The 22000-nt window shown below is 73.0% G+C and carries 17 protein-coding genes; 15 read left to right on the top strand and 2 right to left on the bottom strand.

Annotation, left to right across the window (positions count from 1 at the left end; all coding sequences use genetic code 11):
* The first annotated feature begins 4 nt into the window (after window positions 1-4).
* From ACIBTV_RS21765 to ACIBTV_RS21735, 7 genes are all read left to right on the top strand, one after another.
* On the top strand, window positions 5-2035 hold the full coding sequence (locus ACIBTV_RS21765; RefSeq protein ID WP_396707625.1) for a sulfatase-like hydrolase/transferase: 2031 nt from the start codon (window positions 5-7) through the stop codon (window positions 2033-2035).
* Window positions 2036-2188: 153 nt separating this feature from the next.
* On the top strand, window positions 2189-3472 hold the full coding sequence (locus ACIBTV_RS21760) for a citrate synthase (protein WP_396707473.1): 1284 nt from the start codon (window positions 2189-2191) through the stop codon (window positions 3470-3472).
* 192 nt (window positions 3473-3664) lie between these two features.
* On the top strand, window positions 3665-4096 hold the full coding sequence (locus ACIBTV_RS21755; protein ID WP_396707471.1) for a YbaB/EbfC family nucleoid-associated protein: 432 nt from the start codon (window positions 3665-3667) through the stop codon (window positions 4094-4096).
* Window positions 4093-4416, top strand: coding sequence for a WXG100 family type VII secretion target (locus tag ACIBTV_RS21750; protein ID WP_396707469.1), 324 nt, complete (start codon window positions 4093-4095; stop codon window positions 4414-4416). The genes ACIBTV_RS21755 and ACIBTV_RS21750 overlap by 4 nt, the downstream gene beginning before the upstream one ends.
* Before the next feature lie 3 nt (window positions 4417-4419).
* On the top strand, window positions 4420-4914 hold the full coding sequence (locus ACIBTV_RS21745; RefSeq protein ID WP_396707467.1) for a hypothetical protein: 495 nt from the start codon (window positions 4420-4422) through the stop codon (window positions 4912-4914).
* Window positions 4915-5083: 169 nt separating this feature from the next.
* Window positions 5084-5710, top strand: coding sequence for a DddA-like double-stranded DNA deaminase toxin (locus tag ACIBTV_RS21740; protein WP_396707465.1), 627 nt, complete (start codon window positions 5084-5086; stop codon window positions 5708-5710).
* Entirely contained in the window at window positions 5707-6108 is a 402-nt protein-coding gene (locus ACIBTV_RS21735) for an Imm1 family immunity protein (protein ID WP_396707463.1), read from the top strand. The genes ACIBTV_RS21740 and ACIBTV_RS21735 overlap by 4 nt, the downstream gene beginning before the upstream one ends.
* Before the next feature lie 18 nt (window positions 6109-6126).
* Here the strand turns inward: ACIBTV_RS21735 and ACIBTV_RS21730 are convergent, their stop codons facing one another.
* Window positions 6127-7527 carry a glycosyltransferase family 4 protein gene (locus ACIBTV_RS21730; RefSeq protein WP_396707461.1) on the bottom strand — a complete coding sequence of 467 codons (1401 nt, stop codon included), beginning with the start codon at window positions 7525-7527 and terminating at the stop codon, window positions 6127-6129.
* Window positions 7528-7856: 329 nt separating this feature from the next.
* Here ACIBTV_RS21730 and glgX point away from each other — a divergent pair, with 329 nt between their 5' ends.
* The 7 genes from glgX to ACIBTV_RS21695 all read left to right on the top strand — a co-directional run bounded on the left by glgX (window position 7857) and on the right by ACIBTV_RS21695 (window position 19982).
* Entirely contained in the window at window positions 7857-9974 is a 2118-nt protein-coding gene (gene glgX, locus ACIBTV_RS21725; protein WP_396707459.1) for a glycogen debranching protein GlgX, read from the top strand.
* A gap of 3 nt (window positions 9975-9977) precedes the next feature.
* The gene (gene treY / locus ACIBTV_RS21720; protein ID WP_396707457.1) at window positions 9978-12317 is read left to right on the top strand and encodes a malto-oligosyltrehalose synthase; all 2340 of its coding nucleotides are present in this window, start codon (window positions 9978-9980) and stop codon (window positions 12315-12317) included.
* Complete coding sequence (gene treZ, locus ACIBTV_RS21715) at window positions 12314-14047, top strand: malto-oligosyltrehalose trehalohydrolase (RefSeq protein ID WP_396707455.1); 1734 nt, start codon at window positions 12314-12316, stop codon at window positions 14045-14047. The genes treY and treZ overlap by 4 nt, the downstream gene beginning before the upstream one ends.
* 85 nt (window positions 14048-14132) lie before the next feature.
* Entirely contained in the window at window positions 14133-14705 is a 573-nt protein-coding gene (locus ACIBTV_RS21710; RefSeq protein ID WP_396707453.1) for an MOSC domain-containing protein, read from the top strand.
* 196 nt (window positions 14706-14901) lie between these two features.
* Window positions 14902-18042, top strand: coding sequence for a discoidin domain-containing protein (locus tag ACIBTV_RS21705; protein WP_396707451.1), 3141 nt, complete (start codon window positions 14902-14904; stop codon window positions 18040-18042).
* A 176-nt stretch (window positions 18043-18218) separates the two neighbouring features.
* Window positions 18219-18644 (top strand): NUDIX domain-containing protein, encoded by a 426-nt coding sequence (locus tag ACIBTV_RS21700; RefSeq protein WP_396707449.1) that lies wholly within the window; start codon window positions 18219-18221, stop codon window positions 18642-18644.
* A gap of 36 nt (window positions 18645-18680) precedes the next feature.
* A complete protein-coding gene (locus ACIBTV_RS21695) occupies window positions 18681-19982 on the top strand; it encodes an alpha/beta fold hydrolase (protein ID WP_396707447.1) in 1302 nt (433 codons plus the stop codon).
* Window positions 19983-19995: 13 nt separating this feature from the next.
* Here ACIBTV_RS21695 and ACIBTV_RS21690 read toward each other — a convergent pair whose 3' ends face one another.
* Window positions 19996-20751, bottom strand: coding sequence for a hypothetical protein (locus tag ACIBTV_RS21690; protein WP_396707445.1), 756 nt, complete (start codon window positions 20749-20751; stop codon window positions 19996-19998).
* Window positions 20752-21039: 288 nt separating this feature from the next.
* On the opposite strand from ACIBTV_RS21690, the gene ACIBTV_RS21685 reads away from it, so the two are divergent.
* A complete protein-coding gene (locus ACIBTV_RS21685) occupies window positions 21040-21996 on the top strand; it encodes an SRPBCC family protein (RefSeq protein ID WP_396707443.1) in 957 nt (318 codons plus the stop codon).
* Window positions 21997-22000: the final 4 nt, after the last annotated feature.

Below are 22000 nucleotides of genomic sequence, written 5' to 3'. Positions count from 1 at the left end.
CGCCGTGCCGTCCGGCACCCCGACGGCGGGAGCGCGGCGCCGGCGCTGGACGGCCGGGGCGCGGGCCGAAGGCGGCCGGCTGCTGGAGATCGTGGCGCTGGTCGGCCTGGTCGTCACCCAGCCGCTGCTGGACGTACTCGGCCGAAGCCCCGACTTCTTCCTCTTCCACCGCGCCGACCGGGAGGACATCCTGCTCCTCCTGGCCCTGGTCGCGGTGGCGCCCACCGTGCCGGTGGCGGTGGTCGGCGCGCTCAGCCGGCTGGCCGGCCGCACCGCGCGGGCGTGGACGCACACCCTGCTGGTCGGGCTGCTCCTCGCCGCGCTCGCCGTGCAGGCCGGGCGGCACGGCACGCCGCTGCGGGGCGTACCGCTGCTGGTGGCCGCGGCGGTCGTGGGCGCGGCCGGCGCCGCGGCCCACCGGCGCTGGCGCGCACCCCGCCGCGTGCTGCGCCTGGTCGCCGCCGGCCCACTCGTCTTCATCGCGCTGTTCCTGCTGGTCTCGCCCACGTCGGTGCTGGTCCTGCCCCGCGAGTCCGGCGGCGCCGCCGGCACCGCGGCGACCGACGTCCACCCGCCGGTGGTCATGCTGGTCCTGGACGAGCTGCCGCTGGTGTCGCTGCTCGGGCCCGACGGCCGGATCGACGCCACCCGGTTCCCGCACTTCGCCGAGCTGGCCGGCGGTTCCACCTGGTACCGCGACGCCACCGGCGTCAGCGGCTGGACCCCGTACGCCCTGCCGGCCATGCTCACCGGCCGCTACCCGACCCGGGGCGTGGCGCCGCACTACTCCCAGCACCCCGACAACCTGTTCACCGCCTTCGGCGGCCTGTACGACATCCGCGCCGAGGAGAGCATCACCCGGCTCTGCCCACCGAGCCGCTGCGAGCAACCGGTCGACCCGGAGCAGGGGCTCGGCGTGCTGGTCCGCGAGACCAGAACCCTGCTCGGCCAGGTCACCTCCCCCTGGGACAGCCGGATCGACCCGGAGGACTCATACCGGGAGCGGACCGCCGCCGAGGCGGGCCTGGACGCGGCCGAGCCGGTGCCGGACGACCCGAAGTTCCGCTGGGACAGCCTCGACGACAACCAGCCGGCCCGGTTCACCAGCTTCCTGGCCGGACTCAAACCCGAGCCCCGGCCCACCCTGCACTTCCTGCACCTGCTGATGCCGCACTCACCGTGGGCCTATCTGCCCTCCGGGGCCCGCTACGAGGCGCCGGAGGACCTGCCCAACGACGGCGCCGGCTGGGTCGAGCTGGCCCGGCAACGGCACCTCGCCCAGCTCGGTTACACCGACCGGCTGATCGGCGAGACCCTCCGACGGCTGCGCGAGACCGGCCTGTACGACCAGGCGGCCGTGGTGGTCACCGCCGACCACGGCGTCAGCTTCACGAAGGGCTTCCAGGGGCGCGGCATGGACGCGATCAAGGCCGCCCCGGGGGAGGTGGCCTGGGTGCCGATGTTCGTCAAGGAGCCCGGCCAGCGCGCCGGGCGCACCGACGACCGCAACTGGGAGCACGTCGACCTGCTGCCGACGGTGGCGGACCTGGCCGGCATCCGGCTGCCCTGGCGGGTCGACGGCCGGTCCGCCCGCGCGGCCGCCCGCCCCGCCGGCCAGAAGCACTTCTACGACCGGCCGGGGGAGCCCGTCGTCATTCCCGACGGCGTGCCGACCCCACCGCCGCTGCCGAGCCCGCACCCGCTGGTCGGCACCGCCGTGGGGCCTCGGCCGCCCGGCGGCGGGTCGGCACGGGTCGCCGACCTGGCCGCGTTCCGCGCCACCGACCCGGACACCGGCACGCTGCCGGCGATGGTCTGGGGTAGCGTTCCGGACGAGGTACCCGAGGGCACCCTGCTGGCGGTGGCGGTCAACGGGCGGGTCGGCGCGGTCGTGCCGGTGGTGCCGCCCGACCCGGGTGGCCGCCGGTTCGCCGCCCTCCTCGCCGACGACCGGCTCTTCCAAGCGGGCGCCAACCAACTCGACGTCTACCAGGTCACCGGCGACGGCGGGCTGCGGCATCTCGCGCTCTCCTGAATCGGACGATTCCCGGGTTTCCGAGCTGGGCGGTCGGGAATCAGGTGACGCATACCTCACCGCAGAACCAGGGGGAGCGGTGTCCCGGCGGCCGCGATTACGGTAAAAGCGAAGGCAATTCAACGTAGATTCGCCGGCGAAGCGAGGAACCACATGACGGAAGTCAAGCTCGATCACCCCGGTGGGCAGCTGTCGATGCCGGTGCACCCCGCCGTCGAGGGCCCCGCCGGAATCGGGGTGAGCAAGCTGCTGAAGGAAACCGGGATGACGACGTACGACCCCGGTTTCGTGAACACCGCGGCCTGCTCCTCCGCGATCACGTACATCGACGGTGACGCGGGGATCCTGCGCTACCGGGGTTACCCGATCGAGCAGCTGGCCGAGAAGTCCTCCTTCCTGGAGGTCTCCTACCTGCTCATCTACGGTGAGCTGCCGACCGAACAGCAGCTGAGCGAATTCACCGAGTGGATCCGCCGGCACTCGCTGCTGCACGAGGAGATGCGCCGCTTCTTCGACGGCTTCCCGCGGGACGCGCACCCGATGGCCGTGCTGTCGTCGGCGGTCAGCGCGCTCTCGACGTTTTACCAGGACAGCCTCGACCCGTTCGACTCCGAGCACGTCGAGATCTCGACGGTCCGGCTCATGGCGAAGGTCCCCACCATCGCCTCGTACGCCTACAAGAAGTCGATCGGGCAGCCGCTGCTGTACCCGGACAACTCGCTGGGCTACGTGGAGAACTTCCTCCGGATGACCTTCGGCGTGCCGGCCGAGCCGTACGAGGTCGACCCGGTGGTCGCCAAGGTGCTGGACATGCTGTTCATCCTGCACGCCGACCACGAGCAGAACTGCTCGACCTCGACCGTGCGGCTGGTGGGCTCCAGCAACGCCAACCTGTTCGCCTCGGTCTCGGCCGGCGTGAACGCGCTCTTCGGCCCCCTGCACGGCGGCGCCAACCAGGCCGTGCTGGAGATGCTCCAGAAGATCAAGTCCGACGGTGGCGACGTCCGCTCCTTCGTGCAGAAGGTCAAGGACAAGCAGGACGGCGTCAAGCTGATGGGCTTCGGCCACCGGGTCTACAAGAACTACGACCCGCGCGCCGCCATCGTGAAGAAGGCCGCCCAGGACGTGCTCGGCCGGATGGCCAAGCCGGACCCGCTGCTGGACATCGCGATGGAGCTGGAGGAGATCGCCCTCGCCGACGACTTCTTCGTCTCCCGCCGGCTCTACCCGAACGTGGACTTCTACACCGGCCTGATCTACAAGGCCATGGGCTTCCCCACCAAGATGTTCACGGTGCTCTTCGCGCTCGGCCGGCTCCCCGGCTGGATCGCCCAGTGGCGCGAGATGATCAACGACCCGGAGACCAAGATCGGCCGTCCGCGGCAGGTCTACACCGGTGCCGCCGAGCGGGACTACGTCGCCTTCGGCGACCGCTGACCCGTCCGCCGCGTACGCGAAGGCCGCCGACCCCGCCGGGGTCGGCGGCCTTCGCGCGTACACGGGCCGTAACGCCTGCCTCACCCGAGATACCGGGCGTGTCCGATATGTACGACAGGCGGTGACGACACCACCCTCGGCGCGGTGCTAGGTTCCCCGAAAGTTCGACCCAGCACGCCGAGGGGGCCGCGGATGTCGATTTCCCGGGAACCGGACGAGTTGGAACAGACCCTCACGGCGACCCGGCGGATGCTCGAATCGCTGCGCGCGTCCGTGGCGGCGAGCCCTGCGGGCGCGGGCGACGATCCGCCCCAGGGCGACGCGCTGGACGGGGCGGTGCTGGTGACCGCGACGTCGGGTGGTCGGATCGAGCGGATCGAGATCGCTCCCCACGCCAAGCGGCTGCCCCTGGAGGAGGTGGCCGAAGGGATCACGGCGGCGGTCAACGACGCGCTCGCCGAGGCCGCGGCGCGTCGGTCCGGGACGACTCCCGAGGCCGCGGCCACCGACCTCGCGGCGCTGTCGGAGCAGGTGCAGCGGATCCAGGACGACGGCCTGCGGCAGATGGCCCGCTTCACCACCACGCTCAACGACGTCATGACGCGGCTCGGGCGGCAGCAGTGAGCGGCTTCGAGGTGGTGCCCGAGAGTCTGCGCGAGGGCGGCGCGACGATCGGCGGCGGCGCGGAGGCGTTCCAGGCCCGGCTCCGGTCGTTCCAGGCCGAGCTCGCCGACTTCGAGGGCGCGTGGGGCGACGACACGATCGGGGCCCTGATCGGCACGGCCTACCAGGCGGTGTCCCAGTGGGCGTTCGAGTGCCTCCGGGCCGCCGCCGGCGACCTGGTCGCCGCCGGCACGGACCTGGCCGCCATGGCCGACGGTTACGAGCGTGTCGAGGAGTCGGCGCGGGCCCTCTTCGCGCAGCTCGACGGACGGCTGGGGTAGCCGGTGGGTCTGACGCTGCCGGGTGAGCTGGTCACCGTCCTCGGCATGATCGGCTACGACTGGCCGACCTCCGACGAGGAGAAGCTGTTCCGGCTGGGCCAGGCGTGGATCACCTTCGCCGGGGACGTCGGCCAGGTCGCCGCGGAGGTCGACGCCGGCGCCCGGCGGGTGACGGACGTGAACGTCGGCGAGGCGGTGGCCGCGTTCCAGACCTGGTGGGGCGGCCAGGACAGCGCCCCCGCCGCGCTCTCGGAGGCCCCGGCCGGCGCGATGGTTCTGGGTGCCGGGCTGATCGTCTGCGCGGCCGTCGTGCTGTTCCTGAAGATCCAGGTGATCGTCCAACTGGTCCTCCTGGCGATCCAGATCGCCCAGGCCATCGCGACGGCGGCGGCCACCTTCGGCGCGTCGCTGCTGGAGATTCCGATCTTCAAGCTGATCACGCAGACCGTGGTCGGCCTGCTGCTCGACCAGGCGGTCAACGCCCTGCTGGGCGGCTGACGTGGGCCGGCGCAAGCCCCCGGGAGGCGGCGGGACCGGCGGCACCGGCGGCGGGCCGGGCGGGAACGGTGGCACCGGCGGTGGGCCGGGTGGGACCGGCGGTGGGCCGGGTGGGACCGGTGGTGGGCAGCCGGGCGGCCGGGGGCTGCCGCCCGGGGTGCAGGGGCCGATGAAGCACGCCGTGCCGCAGTTCCACATGCCGACCCCGCGCGCTGGCCGCGCCGCCGGTGGCGGTCCCAGTGGGTCCGGTGGCCAGCGCCGCCCCGGCCAGAGCCCGCCGACCAGCCAACCCCTGCAGCCCGTCACGCCCGGCTGGACCCAGGTCCCCGGGCAGGCCGCCCCGCAGCACGTCCGCACGGCCGCACAGGACTTCCAGCCCCGGTACAGCGGCGAGCCCCGACCCACCACCGCCTCCTACAACGGGCAGACGATCACCTCCGGCGGCGGTCAGCGGCACCTCGCCGACGACCTCGCGCACGAGCGGCTACGGCGGGACGACGGGCGGCCGTACCCGCAGGCGCCCAACGTGCTCTTCGAGCACCCCGAGATGAAGGTCGCGGCCGACCTGCGCGAGCAGTTGCGCCGCAACGGCACGGTGGCCGATGCCGAGGTGGTCGTGGACAACAGCATGTGCGGCACCCGCCCCTTCGACCAGAACTATCCGCTGACCTGCGACAAGCTCCTCGCGGACACGATGCCCGCCGGGTCGCGGATGACCGTGTGGTCCACTCTCGACGGCGGCGCCACCTTCTACCAGAACGTGATCACCGGCACGGGTAGGCTGATCCGACCATGACGTACGTGATGATCGACCACCTCGCCCACCCGCGGTCGCTGGCCGACCCGGCCCAGGCGGGGGAGAGCTTCGACGAGGCCGTCCACGCCGTCCTGCCGCACGGCGGGTCGGGCCAGTCCCTCTGGTTCGGGCCGGAGGGCGCTGACGAGGACCTGCGCGTCGACATCGACGTCGAAGCCGGCCGCGCCGCGCTGACCTGGCTGGCGGACGACAGCGTCGGCGTCGAGCTGGCGCCCGGCCCCCCGATCACGGTCATGTGGTCGGTCGACGAGCCGCTGGTCACCGTCCCCGGCGAGCTGGCCCGGGTGAGCGCCGAGACGGCGCGTCGCGCGGTGATCGAGTACGTCACCACCGGCGAGCGGCCCACCGGTGTCCGGTGGGCCGCTCCCGGCGCGTGACCTCGGCCCGGCGACCGCTCAGCGGAGGCCGACGGCGGCGAGCAGGTTCCCGGCCGGTGTCGCCGGCAGCGACCGGCCTCGGCTCATCCGCTGCTCGGTCCGCTCGGCGGTGAAGGCGCGGTCCTGGGCGACGGCGGCCGCGTAGGTCGCCGCGGTGCGCCGCGCGATCGCCGACCAGCCGTACTGCTCGTGCACCATCGCGCGGGCCCGCCGGGCCAGCGCCCGCGCCCGGTCCCGGTCGGACAGCAGCGCGTCCACCGCCTCGGTCAGCCCGTCCGGGTCCTGCGGCCGGAAGGTCATCCCGGTCACCCCCGGCTCGACGATCTCGGCCAGCCCACCGGTGGCCGCCACCGCGAGGGGCGCCCCCGCCGCCGCGCCCTCCAGGGCCACCATGCCGAACGGCTCGTAGATGCTCGGCACCGCGAAGCAGTCCGACGCGGCCATCACCGCGGGCAGCTCCGCGCCGCCGAGGAAACCCGGCATGCTCACCGCGTCGCCGAGGCCGAGGCGGCGTACGTCGGACTCCAGCTCACCGCGGTACGGCCCGTCACCGGCGACCACCACCCGCAGGCCGGGGTGCCGCTCGCGCAGCCGCGGCAGCCCGGCGAGCAGGTGCTGCACGCCCTTCTCGTAGACCAGCCGACCGGCGAACGTGACCAGCGGGCCGTCGCCGGCGAACCGCGCCCGGGCGGCCGCCACCGCCTGGTGCGGGGCCCGCCACCGCTGCGGCTCGACGCCGTTGGGCACCACGTCCACCCGACCGGTGGGCACCCCGAACAGCCCGCTCACCTCGTCGCGCATGTAGCCGGAGCACACGATGACCCGCCCCGACTCGGTGCTGAGCCAGTGTTCGACGCCGTGGATGGTGCGGTTCATCTCCTCGGGGAGCCAGCCCTGGTGTCGGCCGGCTTCGGTGGCGTGGATGGTGGTGACCAGGGGCAGGTCGAGGTGCTCGCGCAGGGTCATCGCGGTGTGGGCGACGAGCCAGTCGTGGGCGTGGATGAGGTCGTAGTCGGCGGTGTCGGTGGCGCGGAGGGCGGCGCGGGTGAGGGTGTGGTTGAAGGCCATGGTCCAGGCCAGGAGGCTGTTGGTGGCGAGGGGGAAGGTGACGGGGTCTTCGGCGGCGCGGATGATGCGGACGCCGTCGGCGTATTCCTCCAGGGGTGCGCCGTCGGCGTGGCGGGTGACGACGGTGACGTCGTGGCCGGCGGCGGCGAGGGCGACGGAGAGGGCGTGGACGTGGCGTCCGAGCCCGCCGACCAGCACCGGCGGGTACTCCCACGACAGCATCAGGATGCGCGAGGCCGGCGGCGGGACGGCCGCCGCGGCGGGCTGCGGGAGCTGAGGGCGGGTCAGGGCGGGCCGGCAGGTGCGGTCCGGGGCGGTGGCGAGCTGCTCGCCGAGCCGCGTGGTGGTCACATCGATCTCCGTCCAGGCAGGGAGGGACCGCCGACAGCGGTGGCGGCAGGAACGAAGGTGGGTGGGCGGCCGAGGGCCTCGTGGCGCGCACGCGCGCGTCCCCGAACTAGGAAAAGGCATCGAGCCGCGTCTCGCATCCCGAAAACCGGCCAGGGTGACGGAAGACACCAGAACCCCCAGCCCGGGCGACTCGGGTCGATTCGCCGTACCGGCTGGGAGGATGGATTGGCCGAGCCGGGCGTGGGGCACTAACGGCGTGCACACCGCGCGGCCCGCCGTGCGGTGCGCTCATGGCGCGGTGCGCTCATGATCTGAATCGAGGGAGCGACATGCAGGTCTGGCCGGGCGAGCGCTATCCGCTGGGCGCCACCTACGACGGGATGGGCACCAACTTCGCGATCTTCTCCGAGGTCGCCGACGGGATCGAGCTGTGCCTGTTCGACGAGTGGGACACCGGCCTGGAGCGCCGCGTCGAGCTGCGCGAGGTCGACGCGTACGTCTGGCACGCGTACCTGCCCGGGATCGAGCCGGGGCAGCGCTACGGCTACCGGGTGCACGGGCCGTACGACCCGGCGAACGGGCTGCGCTGCAACCCGAACAAGCTGCTGCTCGACCCGTACGCGAAGGCCGTCGACGGCGACGTGGTCTGGGACCCGGCGGTCTACGACTACGAGCTCGGCCACCCGGAGCGCATGTCGGAGACCGACTCGGCGCCGTTCGTGCCCAAGTCGGTGGTGGTCAACCCGTACTTCGACTGGGGCAACGACAAGCCCCCGCGCACCCCCTACCACCACTCGGTCATCTACGAGGCGCACGTGCGCGGGCTGACCATGCGGCACCCGGGCATCCCGGAGGAGCTGCGCGGCACGTACGCCGGGATCGCCGCACCGCCGATGATCGAGCACCTGACGCGGCTCGGGGTGACCGCGATCGAGCTGATGCCCGTGCACCAGTTCGTGCACGACCACCGGCTGGCCGACCTGGGCCTGCGCAACTACTGGGGCTACAACACCATCGGCTTCTTCGCCCCGCACCACGGCTACTCGGCGCTGGGCCGGCTCGGTCAGCAGGTGCAGGAGTTCCGCGGCATGGTGAAGGCGCTGCACTCCGCCGGCATCGAGGTGATCCTCGACGTGGTCTACAACCACACCGCGGAGGGCAACCACCTCGGCCCCACCCTCAGCTTCAAGGGCATCGACACCCCCAGCTACTACCGGCTGAGCGAGGCCGACCGGCGCTACTTCGTCGACTACACCGGCACCGGCAACAGCCTCAACGTCCGCAGCCCGCACTCCCTGCAACTGATCATGGACTCGCTGCGGTACTGGGTGCAGGAGATGCACGTCGACGGGTTCCGGTTCGACCTGGCGGCCACCCTGGCCCGCGAGTTCTACGAGGTCGACCGCCTCTCCACCTTCTTCGAGGTGGTGCAGCAGGACCCGGTGGTCAGCCAGGTCAAGCTGATCGCCGAGCCGTGGGACGTCGGTCCCGGCGGCTACCAGGTGGGCAACTTCCCGCCGGTGTGGACCGAGTGGAACGGCAAGTACCGCGACACCGTCCGCGACTTCTGGCGCGGCGAGCCCGCCACCCTCGCCGAGTTCGCGTCCCGGATCTCCGGCTCGGCCGACCTCTACCAGGACGACGGACGCCGCCCGTTCCACAGCATCAACTTCGTCACCTGCCACGACGGCTTCACCCTGCACGACCTGGTGTCGTACAACGACAAGCACAACGAGGCCAACGGCGAGGAGAACCGCGACGGGGAGAGCCACAACCGGTCGTGGAACTGCGGGGTGGAGGGGCCCACCGACGACGAGGCGGTGCTCGCCCTGCGCGCCCGGCAGCGACGCAACTTCCTGGCCACGCTGATCCTCTCCCAGGGCGTGCCGATGATCGGCCACGGCGACGAGTTGGGCCGCACCCAGCACGGCAACAACAACGCCTACTGCCAGGACAGCGAACTGTCCTGGGTCGACTGGGACGACGCCGACGAGCAGTTGCTGGAGTTCGTCCGGACACTGGTGGCGTTCCGCCGCCGGCACCAGGTGTTCCGCCGCCGCCGCTTCTTCACCGGCCTGCCCGTCGGTGGCCGCGACGTCGACGCCCCGCTGCCCGACCTCGCCTGGTACACCCCGGACGGCCGGGAGATGACCGGCGAGGACTGGGGCAACGATTTCGGCCGCTCGGTCGCGCTGTTCGTCAACGGCGAGGGCATCCCCGAGCGCGGCCAGTACGGCCAGCGCCACCACGACAGCTCGTTCCTGCTCTTCTTCAACGCCCACGACGCGCCCCTGGACTTCACCCTGCCCGGCGGTGAGTACGGCCAGAAGTGGGAACGGGTGATCACCACCGCCGAGCCGGAGCCGGACGAGGTCACGGTGATCAGCGCGGGCGGCACCATCCGGGTGCCGGACCGCTCCCTGGTGGTCCTGGAGAGGACGGTCTGAGCCATGTCGGTGCCCCCTCACTCCGACGACACGACGACGACGGTGGCCGGGGTCGGTGCCACCTACCGGGTCCAGGTCCGCCCCGGCTTCGACCTGGACGCCACCGCCGGCCTCGCCGGCTACCTCGCCGACCTCGGCGTGACCCACCTCTACAGCGCGCCGCTGCTCACCGCCACCCCCGGCTCGGCGCACGGCTACGACGTCGTGGACCACCGGGCGGTCAACCCGGAACTCGGCGGCGAGGCGGGCCGGCAGCGGCTGCTGCGGGCGCTGCGTGCCGCCGGGCTCGGCCTGGTCGTCGACATCGTGCCCAACCACGCCGGGGTGGCCGTGCCGGCGGCGAACCCGGCCTGGTGGGACGTGCTGCGCCGGGGACGGTCCTCGGCCTACGCGGAGTGGTTCGACATCGACTGGGATCGGGGTCGGCTGCTGCTGCCGGTGCTCGCCGACACCGACGACGCCCTGGCCGACCTGAAGCTCGTCGACGGGGAGCTGCGTTACCACGAGCACCGATTCCCGATCGCCGACGGCACCGGCGGCGGGACCGCCCGTGACGTCCACGACCGGCAGCACTACGAGCTGGTCTCCTGGCGCCGGGGCGACACCGAGCTGACGTACCGCCGGTTCTTCGCCGTCTCCGACCTGGCCGGCCTGCGGGTGGAGGACCCGGCGGTCTTCGCCGCCACCCACGCGGAGATCCTGCGCTGGGTCGAGGCCGGCGACGTCGACGGCATCCGCGTCGACCACCCCGACGGGCTGCGTGACCCCGCCGGCTACCTGGCCCGGCTGCGGGCCGCCGCGCCGGGTCGGTGGCTGGTCGTGGAGAAGATCCTGGAGTACGGCGAGGAGCTGCCCGACTGGCCGGTGGACGGCACCACCGGCTACGAGGCGCTGGCCGCGGTCTGCGGGCTCTTCGTCGACCCGGCCGCGGAGGGCGACTTCACCGCCCTGGACACCCGGCTGGTCGGGCATCACACGTCCTTCGAGGACCTGACCCACGACACCAAGCTGGCCGCCGCCACCCGGCTGCTCGCCACCGAGCTGACCCGGCTCGCCGCACTCGCCCCCGAGGTGGACCCGCCGGCCGCCCGGGTGGCGCTGGCCGAGCTGGCCGCCGCCTTCCCCGTCTACCGCGGCTACCCGCCGCACGGCGCCCGGCACCTCGCGGTGGCCCGCTCCGAGGCCGGCCGGCGCCGCCCCGACCTGGCCGCCGCGCTGGACGCGGTCACCCGCCGCCTGCGCGACCCCGACGACGAGCTGGCCCGACGCTTCCCCCAGCTCACCGGCGCGGTCATGGCCAAGGGGGTGGAGGACACCGCCTTCTACCGGTGGAGCCGGTTCGTCGCTCTCAACGAGGTCGGCGGCAGCCCCGCCCACTTCGGCGTGCCGCCGGCGGAGTTCCACCGCTTCGTCGCCGCCCGCGCGGTGCGCTGGCCCGCCGCGATGACCACCCTGTCCACCCACGACACCAAGCGTGGCGAGGACGTCCGGGCCCGGCTCGCCGTGCTCAGCGAGCTGCCGCGCGAGTGGGCGCAGCGGGTCACCGGATGGATGGCCGCCACCGAGCTGCCCGACCCGGCCTTCGCGCACCTGCTGTGGCAGACCGCCGTCGGCGCCTGGCCGATACCCCGGGAGCGGCTGCACGCGTACGTGGAGAAGGCCGCCCGGGAGGCGTCGGTCTCCACCAGTTGGGCCGACCCCGACCCGGTCTTCGAGCGCGCGATGCACGCCCTGGTCGACCGCCTGTACGACGACCCCCGGCTGCACGCCGAGCTGACCGCGTTCGCCGACGAGATCACCCCCGCCGGCTGGTCCAACTCCCTCGGCCAGAAGCTCGTGCAGCTCGCCCTGCCCGGGGTGCCCGACACCTACCAGGGCACCGAGCTGTGGGACAACTCGCTGGTCGACCCGGACAACCGCCGCCCGGTCGACTTCGCCGTACGCCGGGAGCTGCTGGCCCGGCTCGACGCGGGCTGGCAGCCCCCGGTCGACGCCGGCGGGGCGGCGAAGCTGCTCGTGGTCTCCCGGACGCTGCGGCTGCGCCGCGACCGACCCGACCTGTTCACCGGCTACCGGCCGGTGGCGGCGCGCGGGCCGGCCGGGCCGCACGCGGTGGCGTTCGACCGGGGCGGGGCCGTCGCGATCGCCACCCGGTTGCCGCTGCGCCTGGCCCGCGACGGTGGGTGGCGCGACACGATCCTGTCGCTTCCTGTTCACAACCTGACCGACCTGTTCACCGGTCGGGTCTACAGTGGCGGGGAGACTCGTCTGGCCGACCTGCTGGCCACCTACCCTGTCGCGCTGCTGGCTCCCACCACCGAGTCCGTGGAGGCTGCGTCATGACCGAGTTCACGGTGTGGGCGCCCGAAGCCGCCCGGGTCCGGCTCCGGCTCACCGGTGCCGCCGACCACGAGATGACCGCCGCCCCGGGCGGATGGTGGCGGGCCGAGGTGCCCGACGCCGGCCCCGGCACCGACTACGCCTTTCTCCTCGACGACGACGACCTCCCGCTGCCCGACCCCCGCTCGGCCTGGCAGCCGCACGGGGTGCACGGGCCGAGCCGGCTCTACGACCACGCGGCCTTCGAGTGGACCGACGGCGCGTGGACCGGCCGGCAGCTGCCCGGCAGCGTCCTCTACGAGCTGCACATCGGCACCTTCACGCCGGAGGGCACCTTCGACGCGGCCGTCGAACGCCTCGACCACCTGGTCTCGCTCGGCGTCGACCTCGTCGAGCTGCTGCCGGTCAACGCCTTCAACGGTGAGCACAACTGGGGCTACGACGGCGTCTGCTGGTATGCGCCGCACCAGCCCTACGGCGGCCCCGACGGGCTCAAACGCCTGATCGACGCGGCGCACGCCAAAGGGCTGGGGGTGATCCTCGACGTCGTCTACAACCATTTCGGGCCCTCCGGGGCCTACGCGCCGCGGTTCGGCCCCTACCTGGCCGAGCAGAGCAACACGTGGGGCCGCTCGGTCAACCTCGACGGCCCGCACTCCGACGAGGTCCGCCGCTACATCGTCGACAGCGTGCTCATGTGGCTGCGCGACTACCACGTCGACGGCCTGCGGCTCGACGCCGTGCACGCGTTGCCGGACACCCGGGCGGTGCCGCTGCTGGAGGAGCTGGCGATCGAGGTCGAGGCGCTCTCCACGCACCTCGGCCGGCCGCTGTCGCTGATCGCCGAGTCCGACCTCAACGACCCGCGGCTGATCACCCCGCGTGAGGCGGGCGGCTATGGCCTGCACGCCCAGTGGAACGACGACGCCCACCACGCCCTGCACACGCTGCTCACCGGTGAACGGCAGGGCTACTACGGCGACTTCGGCTCCCTGGAGACGCTCGCCGAGGTGCTCACCGGCGGCTTCTTCCACGCCGGCACCTGGTCCAGCTTCCGCAACCGGCACCACGGCCGTCCCGTCGACCGGCAGCGCACGCCCGGCCACCGGTTCGTGGCCTACCTGCAGAACCACGACCAGATCGGCAACCGCGCCACCGGCGACCGCATCTCCGCCACCCTCTCGCCCGCGCTGCTGCGGGTGGGAGCCGTCCTTCTGCTCACCGCGCCCTTCACCCCGATGCTGTTCATGGGGGAGGAGTGGGCGGCCAGCACGCCGTGGCAGTTCTTCACGTCGCACCCGGAGCCGGAGCTGGCCACCGCGGTGGCCAGCGGGCGGCGGCGGGAGTTCGCCGCGCACGGCTGGCCCGAGGGCGACGTGCCCGACCCGCAGGACCCGCAGACGTTCGCCCGGTCCCGGCTCGACTGGGCCGAGCTGGACAAGCCCGACCACCGGGAGATGCTGGAGTTCTACCGGCGACTGATCGCGTTGCGCAAGAGCCGGCCCGACCTGACCGACCCCCGGCTGAGCGAGGTGAGCGTGCAGACCGGCGACCAGTTCCTGGTGATGCGTCGCGGCGACACGCTCGTCGTGGCCAACCTGGCCGGCCGGGCGCAGGGGATCTCGCTGCCGGGGGTGGCCCGGCAGGTGCTGCTCGCCACCGGCGAAGGGGTCACCGTGATGCGCGACCGCATCCAGTTGCCGGCGGAGACGGCGGCGATCGTGGCGCTGTAGGGAGGGTGTCCGCGACGAACGCCGGGGTCCCGGGTTCCGAGAAGTGTTTGGACCGGGCTGGCGTGCGTGGCCCACAGTCGGATCCATGGACGATCCCATCACCGTGCGCCATCGCTCCATGGACGAGATCACGGAGGGGCTGCACCTCGTGCGGCACTCCCCACGGGGTGTCGGCACCCTGGCGCTGGCCGTACGCCGGCCCGCCGTCGACGCCCGCGAGGTGCTGGCCGTCGCCGAGCTGGACCCCGTCGCGGGTTTGGTCGGCGACAGCTGGAGTCAACGTCCCAGCTCACGGACGACCGACCGGGCACCGCACCCCGACATGCAGCTGAACGTCATCAACTCCCGTTTCGTCGAGCTGATCGCCGGTCCCGATCGTGACGCCTGGGCGCTCGCCGGGGATCAGCTCTACGTCGATCTCGACCTGAGCTTCGACGCCCTGCCAGCCGGTTCACGCCTGGCCATCGGCGACCGGGCCGTCATCGAGGTGACCGACCAGCCGCACAACGGCTGTGCCAAGTTCGCCGCCCGGTTCGGACGTGACGCCCACAAGATCGTCTGGTCCGAGGAGGGGAAGCGACTGCGACTACGCGGCCTCAACGCCCGGGTGATCGTCGGCGGGACGATCAAGGCGGGCGACCCCGTACGACACGGGTGACGGCGGGTCATGTGTCCGGGGCGGCGTGATGGTCGCCGCTCAGTACAGGCTGGAGCGGCGGGTGGGGCGCAGGCGCAGCCGTCTTGGTGGACGACCATGCGGCGACGGTTCGCCCGCCCCTTGACAACCGGAGAAGATCATCAGAGCCTGTGGAGGCCGAGACAACGTTGTCAACTGGGAGGGCGGGGCCGCACGCATGTCCGATTTCGAGTTGAGTCGCCGGCGACTCCTCATCCTCGCCGGCGCCATCGGCGGCGGCCTCGTCATCACCTCGCCCGCCGGCAGCGCCCAGGCAGCGCCGGTCGCGCCCGAGCCCCCGGTGGCGGCCACCGGCCCGGTCGCCGCCACCTACCACGCGCTGCTGCTCGCCCACACGCGATGGTCCGAGCAGCAGTGGGATCCGGCGATCAACGCGTACCGGCTCGCGGACTTCCGCTTCGCCGTCGTCCTCGGCAACGCCGTCCTGCTCACCTCGCCCGGATACGACGCGACAGCCGCCGGGGTCGACCGGGACACCCTGCACAGCCGCACCATCGCCACCATCCGACGGTACGCGGCCACCAACCGACTCACCGGCGGCACCGAGTGGGGCCAGCGGCTCTTCTGGGACAGCACCTTCGAGCTGTACTTCATCCTGGCCGCACGGCTGCTCTGGGCCGACCTGGACGAGGCGACCCGCGACAACGTCGACCGCATCGCCCGTGGGCAGGCCGCCTACGCCACCGACCTGGGCACCGCCGACGACCCGCTCAGTGGCGACTGGACGCCGAACCGCCTGACCGGTGGGTGGATCGGCGACACCAAGCTCGAAGAGATGGGCGTCTACGCGCAGGCGATCGCGCCCGGCCTGGCCTGGGCGGCGGACGACGACCGCGCCGCCGGGTGGCGCGAGCGGTTCCTGACGTGGACGATCAACGCGACCGGGCTGCCCCCGGCCGACCGGGCCAACCCGGCCGTCATCGACGGGCGGACGGTCGCGCAGTGGAACACCGCCCACAACATCTACGACTCCTTCCTGGTCGAGAACCACGGCTCCTTCGGGCCGCACTACCAGGAGGAACTCTGGCGTACTGCGGGCCGCACCGCCGCGCACTTCCTGACCGCCGGCCAGCCACTCCCCGAGGCCCTCGTTCGGCAGCCCAACGGGGCTGAGCTGTGGCGGACCATGCGACTGATGGCCAGCGACGCCGGTGAACCGTTCATGCCGATGGTCGCCGACCGCTACCACCTGTACGGCCGCGACGTTCTGCCGCTGGCCTTCCTCGCGCAGGTCCAGGGGGACCGGCACGCGGCCCGGGCCGAGGCGGACCTGGCCGACCGGCTCATGCCCTACCTGAACTACCCGCCCGAGGACCGGCTCACCAAGTTCAGCGGCGAACCGAAGTACGAGCCCGAGGCACGGGCCGAGGTCGCGATCAGTTACCTCTTCCACGCCTGGCGGGCAGCCAACGGCGGTGTCGTTCAGCCGGTCGACAGCACCACGTTCTTCACCGCGGCCGCCGGCACCCGGGACTTCGGGGAACAAGCCGGTCTGACCGCCCAGCAGACCGCGACCGCCTTTGCCGCGGCGGTCAGCAAGACCGGGTTCGTGTCGTTCCTGTGGGCACCGGCCCACGACAACTGGTTGTTCGACACGCGGGCCGCGTCGCTGCTGCCGAGGCAGTCCGCGCCGGTCCTCGGCCGCACCTCCGCCGCGTACACCGTGGCCCGCGACGGTGTCGACGCCACCGCCACCGTCCTGCGCGTCGCCGGCGGCACCGCCGGATATGTCACGCTCCCCACCGGCACGGTCGTGTACGCCACCACCGGCATCGCGGCCGATGAGGGCGCGCTCACCCTGTTCAACCTGGACATGCCCGGCGTGCCCGGGCTCACCGGCACCCGCACCTTCACCGGCGCGCAGGGGTCCGTCACCCTCGCCGGACAGTCGGGCCTCGGCGACGGCGGGACCGACCAGATCAGCTTCCCGCCCCGGCCGGCCCGCCACGTGCGGATGCTCGGTCAGACCCCCGCCACCCAGTACGGCTACTCGCTGTTCGCGCTCGCCGTGCTCGATGCCCGCGGCGTCGACCTCGCCACCGGCCGACCCACCACCGCCTCGTCGGCGGACCCGACCTACCCCGCACGAAACGCCACCGACGGCAACGCCGGAACCCGCTGGGCGGTGGCTCGCGAGGAGCGCGCCCGCCCGGACAGTTGGCTCGCCGTCGACCTCGGTGCGCCGACGGACATCAGCGGCGTACGCCTGGACTGGGAGGCCGCCTACGGCACCCGGTACGTCATCCAGACCTCGCTCGACGGCGTCACCTGGAGCGACGCGGCGGTGGTGCCCGACCGCCCGACCATCGCCGGCTCCTGGCTGGACGTCGACGGGCGTGCCGGCCTGGTGGTCCACAACGGCCAGAACCCGATCACGGTGACCGGCACCAACGTCACCCTCTCCAGCGGACCTGCCGCCGGCAGCACCCGGCTGATCGTCGAGGGGTACGCGGACGCGAACCACTCGGCCCTGGCCGCGGCGGCGTCCCGTGCGCTGCCCAGCGGCGGTCCGGAGGCGTTGCGGGTCAGTGACGCGGACGGATATCTCAGCCTGTTCAACCTGTCCGACGTGGACATCACGACGGCCACCGTCACGCTCCCGCAACCCACGACGCCGCGCCTGTACCGCGGGAGCCAGGTCACCGGATCCGGCACCACCGACTACCAGGTCGACCTCGCCGCCGCCACCGCACGCGTCGAGCCGCCCCGGTTCACCGCGACCGCGGTACGGCCCGCGAAGGCGATCCCCGCCGGCACCCGGTTCGTCGTCACCGACTCCCACCACCTCACCGTCACCGCACCCGCCACGGAGAAGGTGCACGTGCAGGTGGAGTGCACCGCCAGCGGTGCCACCCGTCAGGTGACCGTACCCGCTGGTCACAGCCGCGACGTCGAGTTCACCGGCGCGCCGGTGACGCCGACCGGCGACCTCGCCCGATCCCGGACGACCTACCCGACGTCGCCGCTGCCGGCCGGCATGACCGACCCGTCGGCGGCCGTCGACGGCGACCCGCGTACCGCCTGGGAACCCGGCCCGACCGGCCGGATGGTGATCGACCTCGGAACCCGCCAGGATCTCGCCTCGCTCCGGCTGACCTGGACCCCCGGTCGGCGCCGGCCGGTCACCGTGGCGGTCTCCGCCGACGGCCTCGACTACGTCGAGGTCGCCTCCGTCCCACGTCCGCGCCAGGAATCCGACATCGCTGTCCAGGCCTCCGGGCGCTATGTGGCGATCGCGGTCGTCGACTGGAGGCACGGCGACGCGGGGCTGACCCACGCGGAGGTCTTCCCGGCCTGATCCGTCACCACCACTCCAGGTCGGAGCCGTCCACCGGGCACCACGCGGATCCGCGGCCCAGCCGCCGCGGCCCGCGTCCGCCCGGCGGACGGCTCCGACGTGCGACCGAGGCCTCCGGGCGTCGGCGACCGAGACAGGGCACGACCGTCGGCGACGACCGGTGGCAAGATGTGCCCGTGTCGAACTCCGCGGCGGGCTCGCCCAGGGCGCGCATCGTCACCGGCTTGTTGCGCGACGGCAATCGGATACTGCTGTGTCACCGATCTCCCCGGCGTCGTTGGTATCCCGACGTCTGGGACATGCCCGGCGGGCACGTGGAGCCCGGGGAACTGCCCGGCGTGGCACTCGCGCGGGAGCTTCGGGAGGAGTTGGGCATCGATGTCGCGGCGCCATCGGGTCCACCCGTGCACGAGGTTCACGCCGCGACGTTCGACATGCGGATCTGGCTGATCGACGCGTGGACGGGTACGCCGATCAACGCCGCGCCCGACGAACACGATGCCGTCGCGTGGTTCACCGCGGACGCGCTCAACGACCTGTCCCTGGCTCATGACAGCTATCTCGCCCTGTTCGGCGAGGTGCTTGCCGAGCGCCGAAGCTGACCGACGTCCCAGGCCAGCACGTCCGAAAGGCGACCCGTGCCCACCTACCGCCAGCCCGGCACCGTCCTCACCGACCACCGCTTCGCCGTCCCGCTCGACCACGCCGATCCCGGCGGTGAGCAGATCGAGGTGTACGCCCGGGAGGTCGTGGCCGTCGGCCGGGAGCACGACGAGCTGCCCTGGCTGCTGTTCCTGCAGGGCGGTCCGGGCAACCGGTCACCGCGCCCGGAGGGCCGGGGCGGCTGGCTGGGCCGGGCGTTGGACGACTACCGGGTGCTGCTGCTGGACCAGCGGGGCACCGGCCGTTCCACCCCGGCGAACCGGCAGACGCTGCCACGTCGCGGGGACGCGGCGGCGCAGGCCGACTACCTGGCGCACTTCCGGGCCGACTCGATCGTGCGGGACGCGGAGCTGATCCGGCGGGAGCTGCTGGGCGAGGATGAGAAGTGGAGTGTGCTCGGGCAGAGCTACGGCGGCTTCTGCACCCTCACCTACCTGTCGTACGCGCCGCAGGGGCTTCGCGAGGCATTCGTGACCGGTGGCCTCGCCGGGCTGCGCAGCACGGCGACGGACGTCTACCGGGCCGCGTACCCCCGGGTGCAGCGGAAGGTCGAGGCCCACTACGCCCGCTACCCGGAGGACGTCGAGTCGGTCCGCGCCGTCGTGCGGCACCTGCGGGAGCGGGAGGTCCGGCTGCCCGGCGGCGGGCTGCTGAGCGCCGAGGCGTTCCAGGCGCTCGGCAACATGCTCGGCACCGGCAGCGGGTCGCACACGCTGCACTATCTGATCGAGGACGCCTTCCTGGCCGGCGACGAGCTGTCCGACGCGTTCCTCGCCCAGGTCCAGGGGCACCTCTCGTACGCGAGCGCCCCGCTCTACGCGGTCCTGCACGAGTCGATCTACGGCCAGCGTTCGGTGTCTCCGGCGGCCACCGGCTGGGCGGCCGAGGCGGTGCGGGCCGAGTTCCCGGGCTTCGACGTCGACGTGGCGCTGGCGCAGGAGCGGCCGGTGCTGTTGACCGGCGAGATGATCTACCCGTGGATGTTCACGACCGACCCGGCGCTGGCTCCGCTGCGGGAGGTCGCGGACCTGCTGGCGCGACGGGAGGAGTGGCCGGACCTGTACGACCCGGCGCAGTTGGCCCGCAACGAGGTGCCGGTGGTCGCCGCCGTCTACCACGACGACATGTACGTCGACACCGCCGACTCGCTGGCGACCGCCGGGGCGGTGCGCGGCCTGCGTACCTGGATCACCAACGAGTACGAGCACGAGGGCCTGCGGTCCAGCGGTGGCCGTGTCCTCGACCGGCTGATCCGGATGGCCCGCGGCGAACTCTGAGGACCCGGGGCGCTCACCGGGGCGGCGGGCACCGGTCGGGCAGCGTGACCAGCCCCGGCTGGTGGGTGAACGTCGACAGGGTGAACCACTCGTCCAGCGCGGGGTCGAAGAGGTTCTGGAACCCGAACTGCAACCCCTGCCACCACCGGCTCGGATCGCGCTGGTCGACGTAGACGTCGCCCAGCGCGATCGGGAACCGGAACTGCTCGCCCGGCACGGTGGACCCGCCGACGACGCCGACCCGCCAGTGGTCGACCTGGCGGTTCCGGTTGCCCTGCAGAATCTCCGGCCCGACGTAGCGGGAGGTCTTCAGGACGTCGTTGAGCATCTGCCGGTTGACGAACCCGACCCGGTCGCAGGGGCGCGGCGGATCCAGTGGGATGTTGGGCCACTTGTAGGTGAGGGTGTAGAGCGTGTTCCGGTAGATCAGGTTGGTGAACCAGATCGGGTGGTCCGGTCCGCCGGCGGTCATCTGGCTGTCGCCGCCGCGCCCCTGCCAGATGAACGGGACGTCGACCCCGAGGTCCCGGACGATGTACCGGCCGGTGGCGCGGAAGTCCGCCGGGATCAGCGGGGGCCGCGGCTCCTCCGGCGGGCGGGGTGGTGCGGGTCGTTCGCCGTGGGGTGGGGACCCCGCCGGGGCGCTGTCGTCCGCCCCGGTCGGCCGGGAGGCCGGTGGGGCACCGGTCGAGCCCGGCCCGAGCGTGCTGAGGGCGACCACGGCGGCGACCACGGACACCAGGGTCCGAAGGGTGCGGGTGCGTGCCATCTTCCCTCCACGCGTGAAAGTGGCCGACGACCGGATAAGTCAGGCATATGCGGCGAATGCTAGGGCAGGTGGACGCGAGCCCGGACCGGTATCGCGCTCATCTCCGGCGCCGTCACCCGCACGCGTGCGAGCGGTTCACCGCCGATCCCGACGGCGCGCCCGGTCGAGCCGGGATGTTCTCCCTCGAACCGGGCACGTCGACCTGTCGTACGGCATAGCGTCACGGTGGCGGCGTCACCGCCAGGTCGCCGGGGGACCGGCGGCCCCGCCCGCAGCGGAGGGACCCACGTGAACCGCATCGACGGAGTGCTGCTGCCCGAGCTGGACGACCCGAGCCGCGAGCCCCGGCTCGCCCGTGCGCTCGGCTGGGTCAGCCTCGCCCTCGGCGCGGGCGCGATCGCCGCGACCGGACCGCTCGCCCGGCTCACCGGAGTGGACGACTCGCCCGCCGCCCGGACGATCATCCCCGCCGTCGGTGCCCGCGAACTGGCCCACGGCGCCGGCCTCGTCGCCGGCCGCCGGACCGCCGGCTGGGCGTGGACCCGGGTGGCGGGCGACGCCATGGACCTGACTCTGCTCGCCCGCGCCCTCGCCGACCGCCGGGGCGAGCGGCGCCGCCGGGTCGCCCTCACGACCGCCGCGATCGCCGGCATCACCGCGATCGACGTGCTCGCCGCCGTCGCCGCGGTTCGCGCCCGCCGGGCCCGGGACCGCATGATCCGCGTCGACCTCGCGGTGACCGTGAACCGGTCACCGGCCGAGGCGTACCGCTTCTGGCGGGACGTGGAGAACCTGCCCCGGTTCATGTCGCACCTGGAGTCGGTCCGCGCCGAGGACCTGCGGCGGTCCCGGTGGACCGCCCGCGGGCCGGCCGGACGGCGGATCGAGTGGGACGCGGAGATCGTCGACGACCAGCCGAACCGCTCCATCGCCTGGCGCTCGCTGCCCGGAACCCGGGTGGCGAACGCCGGCCGGGTCCGGTTCGTGCCCGCCCCCGGCGACCGGGGCACGGAGGTACGCGTGCAGCTCGGCTACGCGCCGCCGGCCGGGGCGCTGGGTCGGGCGGTCGCCAAGCTCTTCGGCGAGGAACCCGAGCAGCAGGTCCGCGACGACCTGCGGCGCTTCAAGCAGGTGCTGGAGACCGGCGAGGTCGTCCGCTCCGAGGGCAGCCCGGAGGGCATCTCGGTGCGGCAGCAGGTCATGCAGCGCCCCGCCCAGCCGTTGCCGAACGGCCACCGGCGCTGACCCG

It is taken from the genome of Micromonospora sp. NPDC049366, from assembly GCF_044466625.1.
Lineage (GTDB): Bacteria > Actinomycetota > Actinomycetes > Mycobacteriales > Micromonosporaceae > Micromonospora.
Note: the sequence above shows the minus strand (reverse complement) of the source record. Positions and strands in the feature narration are given on the sequence as shown.

Coding starts and splice junctions, on each gene's coding strand:
- ACIBTV_RS21760 (WP_396707473.1), top strand. CDS start 2,189: ATGACGGAAGTCAAGCTCGATCACCCCGGTGGGCAGCTGTCGATGCCG.
- ACIBTV_RS21755 (WP_396707471.1), top strand. CDS start 3,665: ATGTCGATTTCCCGGGAACCGGACGAGTTGGAACAGACCCTCACGGCG.
- ACIBTV_RS21740 (WP_396707465.1), top strand. CDS start 5,084: ATGAAGCACGCCGTGCCGCAGTTCCACATGCCGACCCCGCGCGCTGGC.
- ACIBTV_RS21735 (WP_396707463.1), top strand. CDS start 5,707: ATGACGTACGTGATGATCGACCACCTCGCCCACCCGCGGTCGCTGGCC.
- glgX (WP_396707459.1), top strand. CDS start 7,857: ATGCAGGTCTGGCCGGGCGAGCGCTATCCGCTGGGCGCCACCTACGAC.
- treY (WP_396707457.1), top strand. CDS start 9,978: ATGTCGGTGCCCCCTCACTCCGACGACACGACGACGACGGTGGCCGGG.
- treZ (WP_396707455.1), top strand. CDS start 12,314: ATGACCGAGTTCACGGTGTGGGCGCCCGAAGCCGCCCGGGTCCGGCTC.
- ACIBTV_RS21710 (WP_396707453.1), top strand. CDS start 14,133: ATGGACGATCCCATCACCGTGCGCCATCGCTCCATGGACGAGATCACG.
- ACIBTV_RS21705 (WP_396707451.1), top strand. CDS start 14,902: ATGTCCGATTTCGAGTTGAGTCGCCGGCGACTCCTCATCCTCGCCGGC.
- ACIBTV_RS21690 (WP_396707445.1), bottom strand. CDS start 20,751: ATGGCACGCACCCGCACCCTTCGGACCCTGGTGTCCGTGGTCGCCGCC.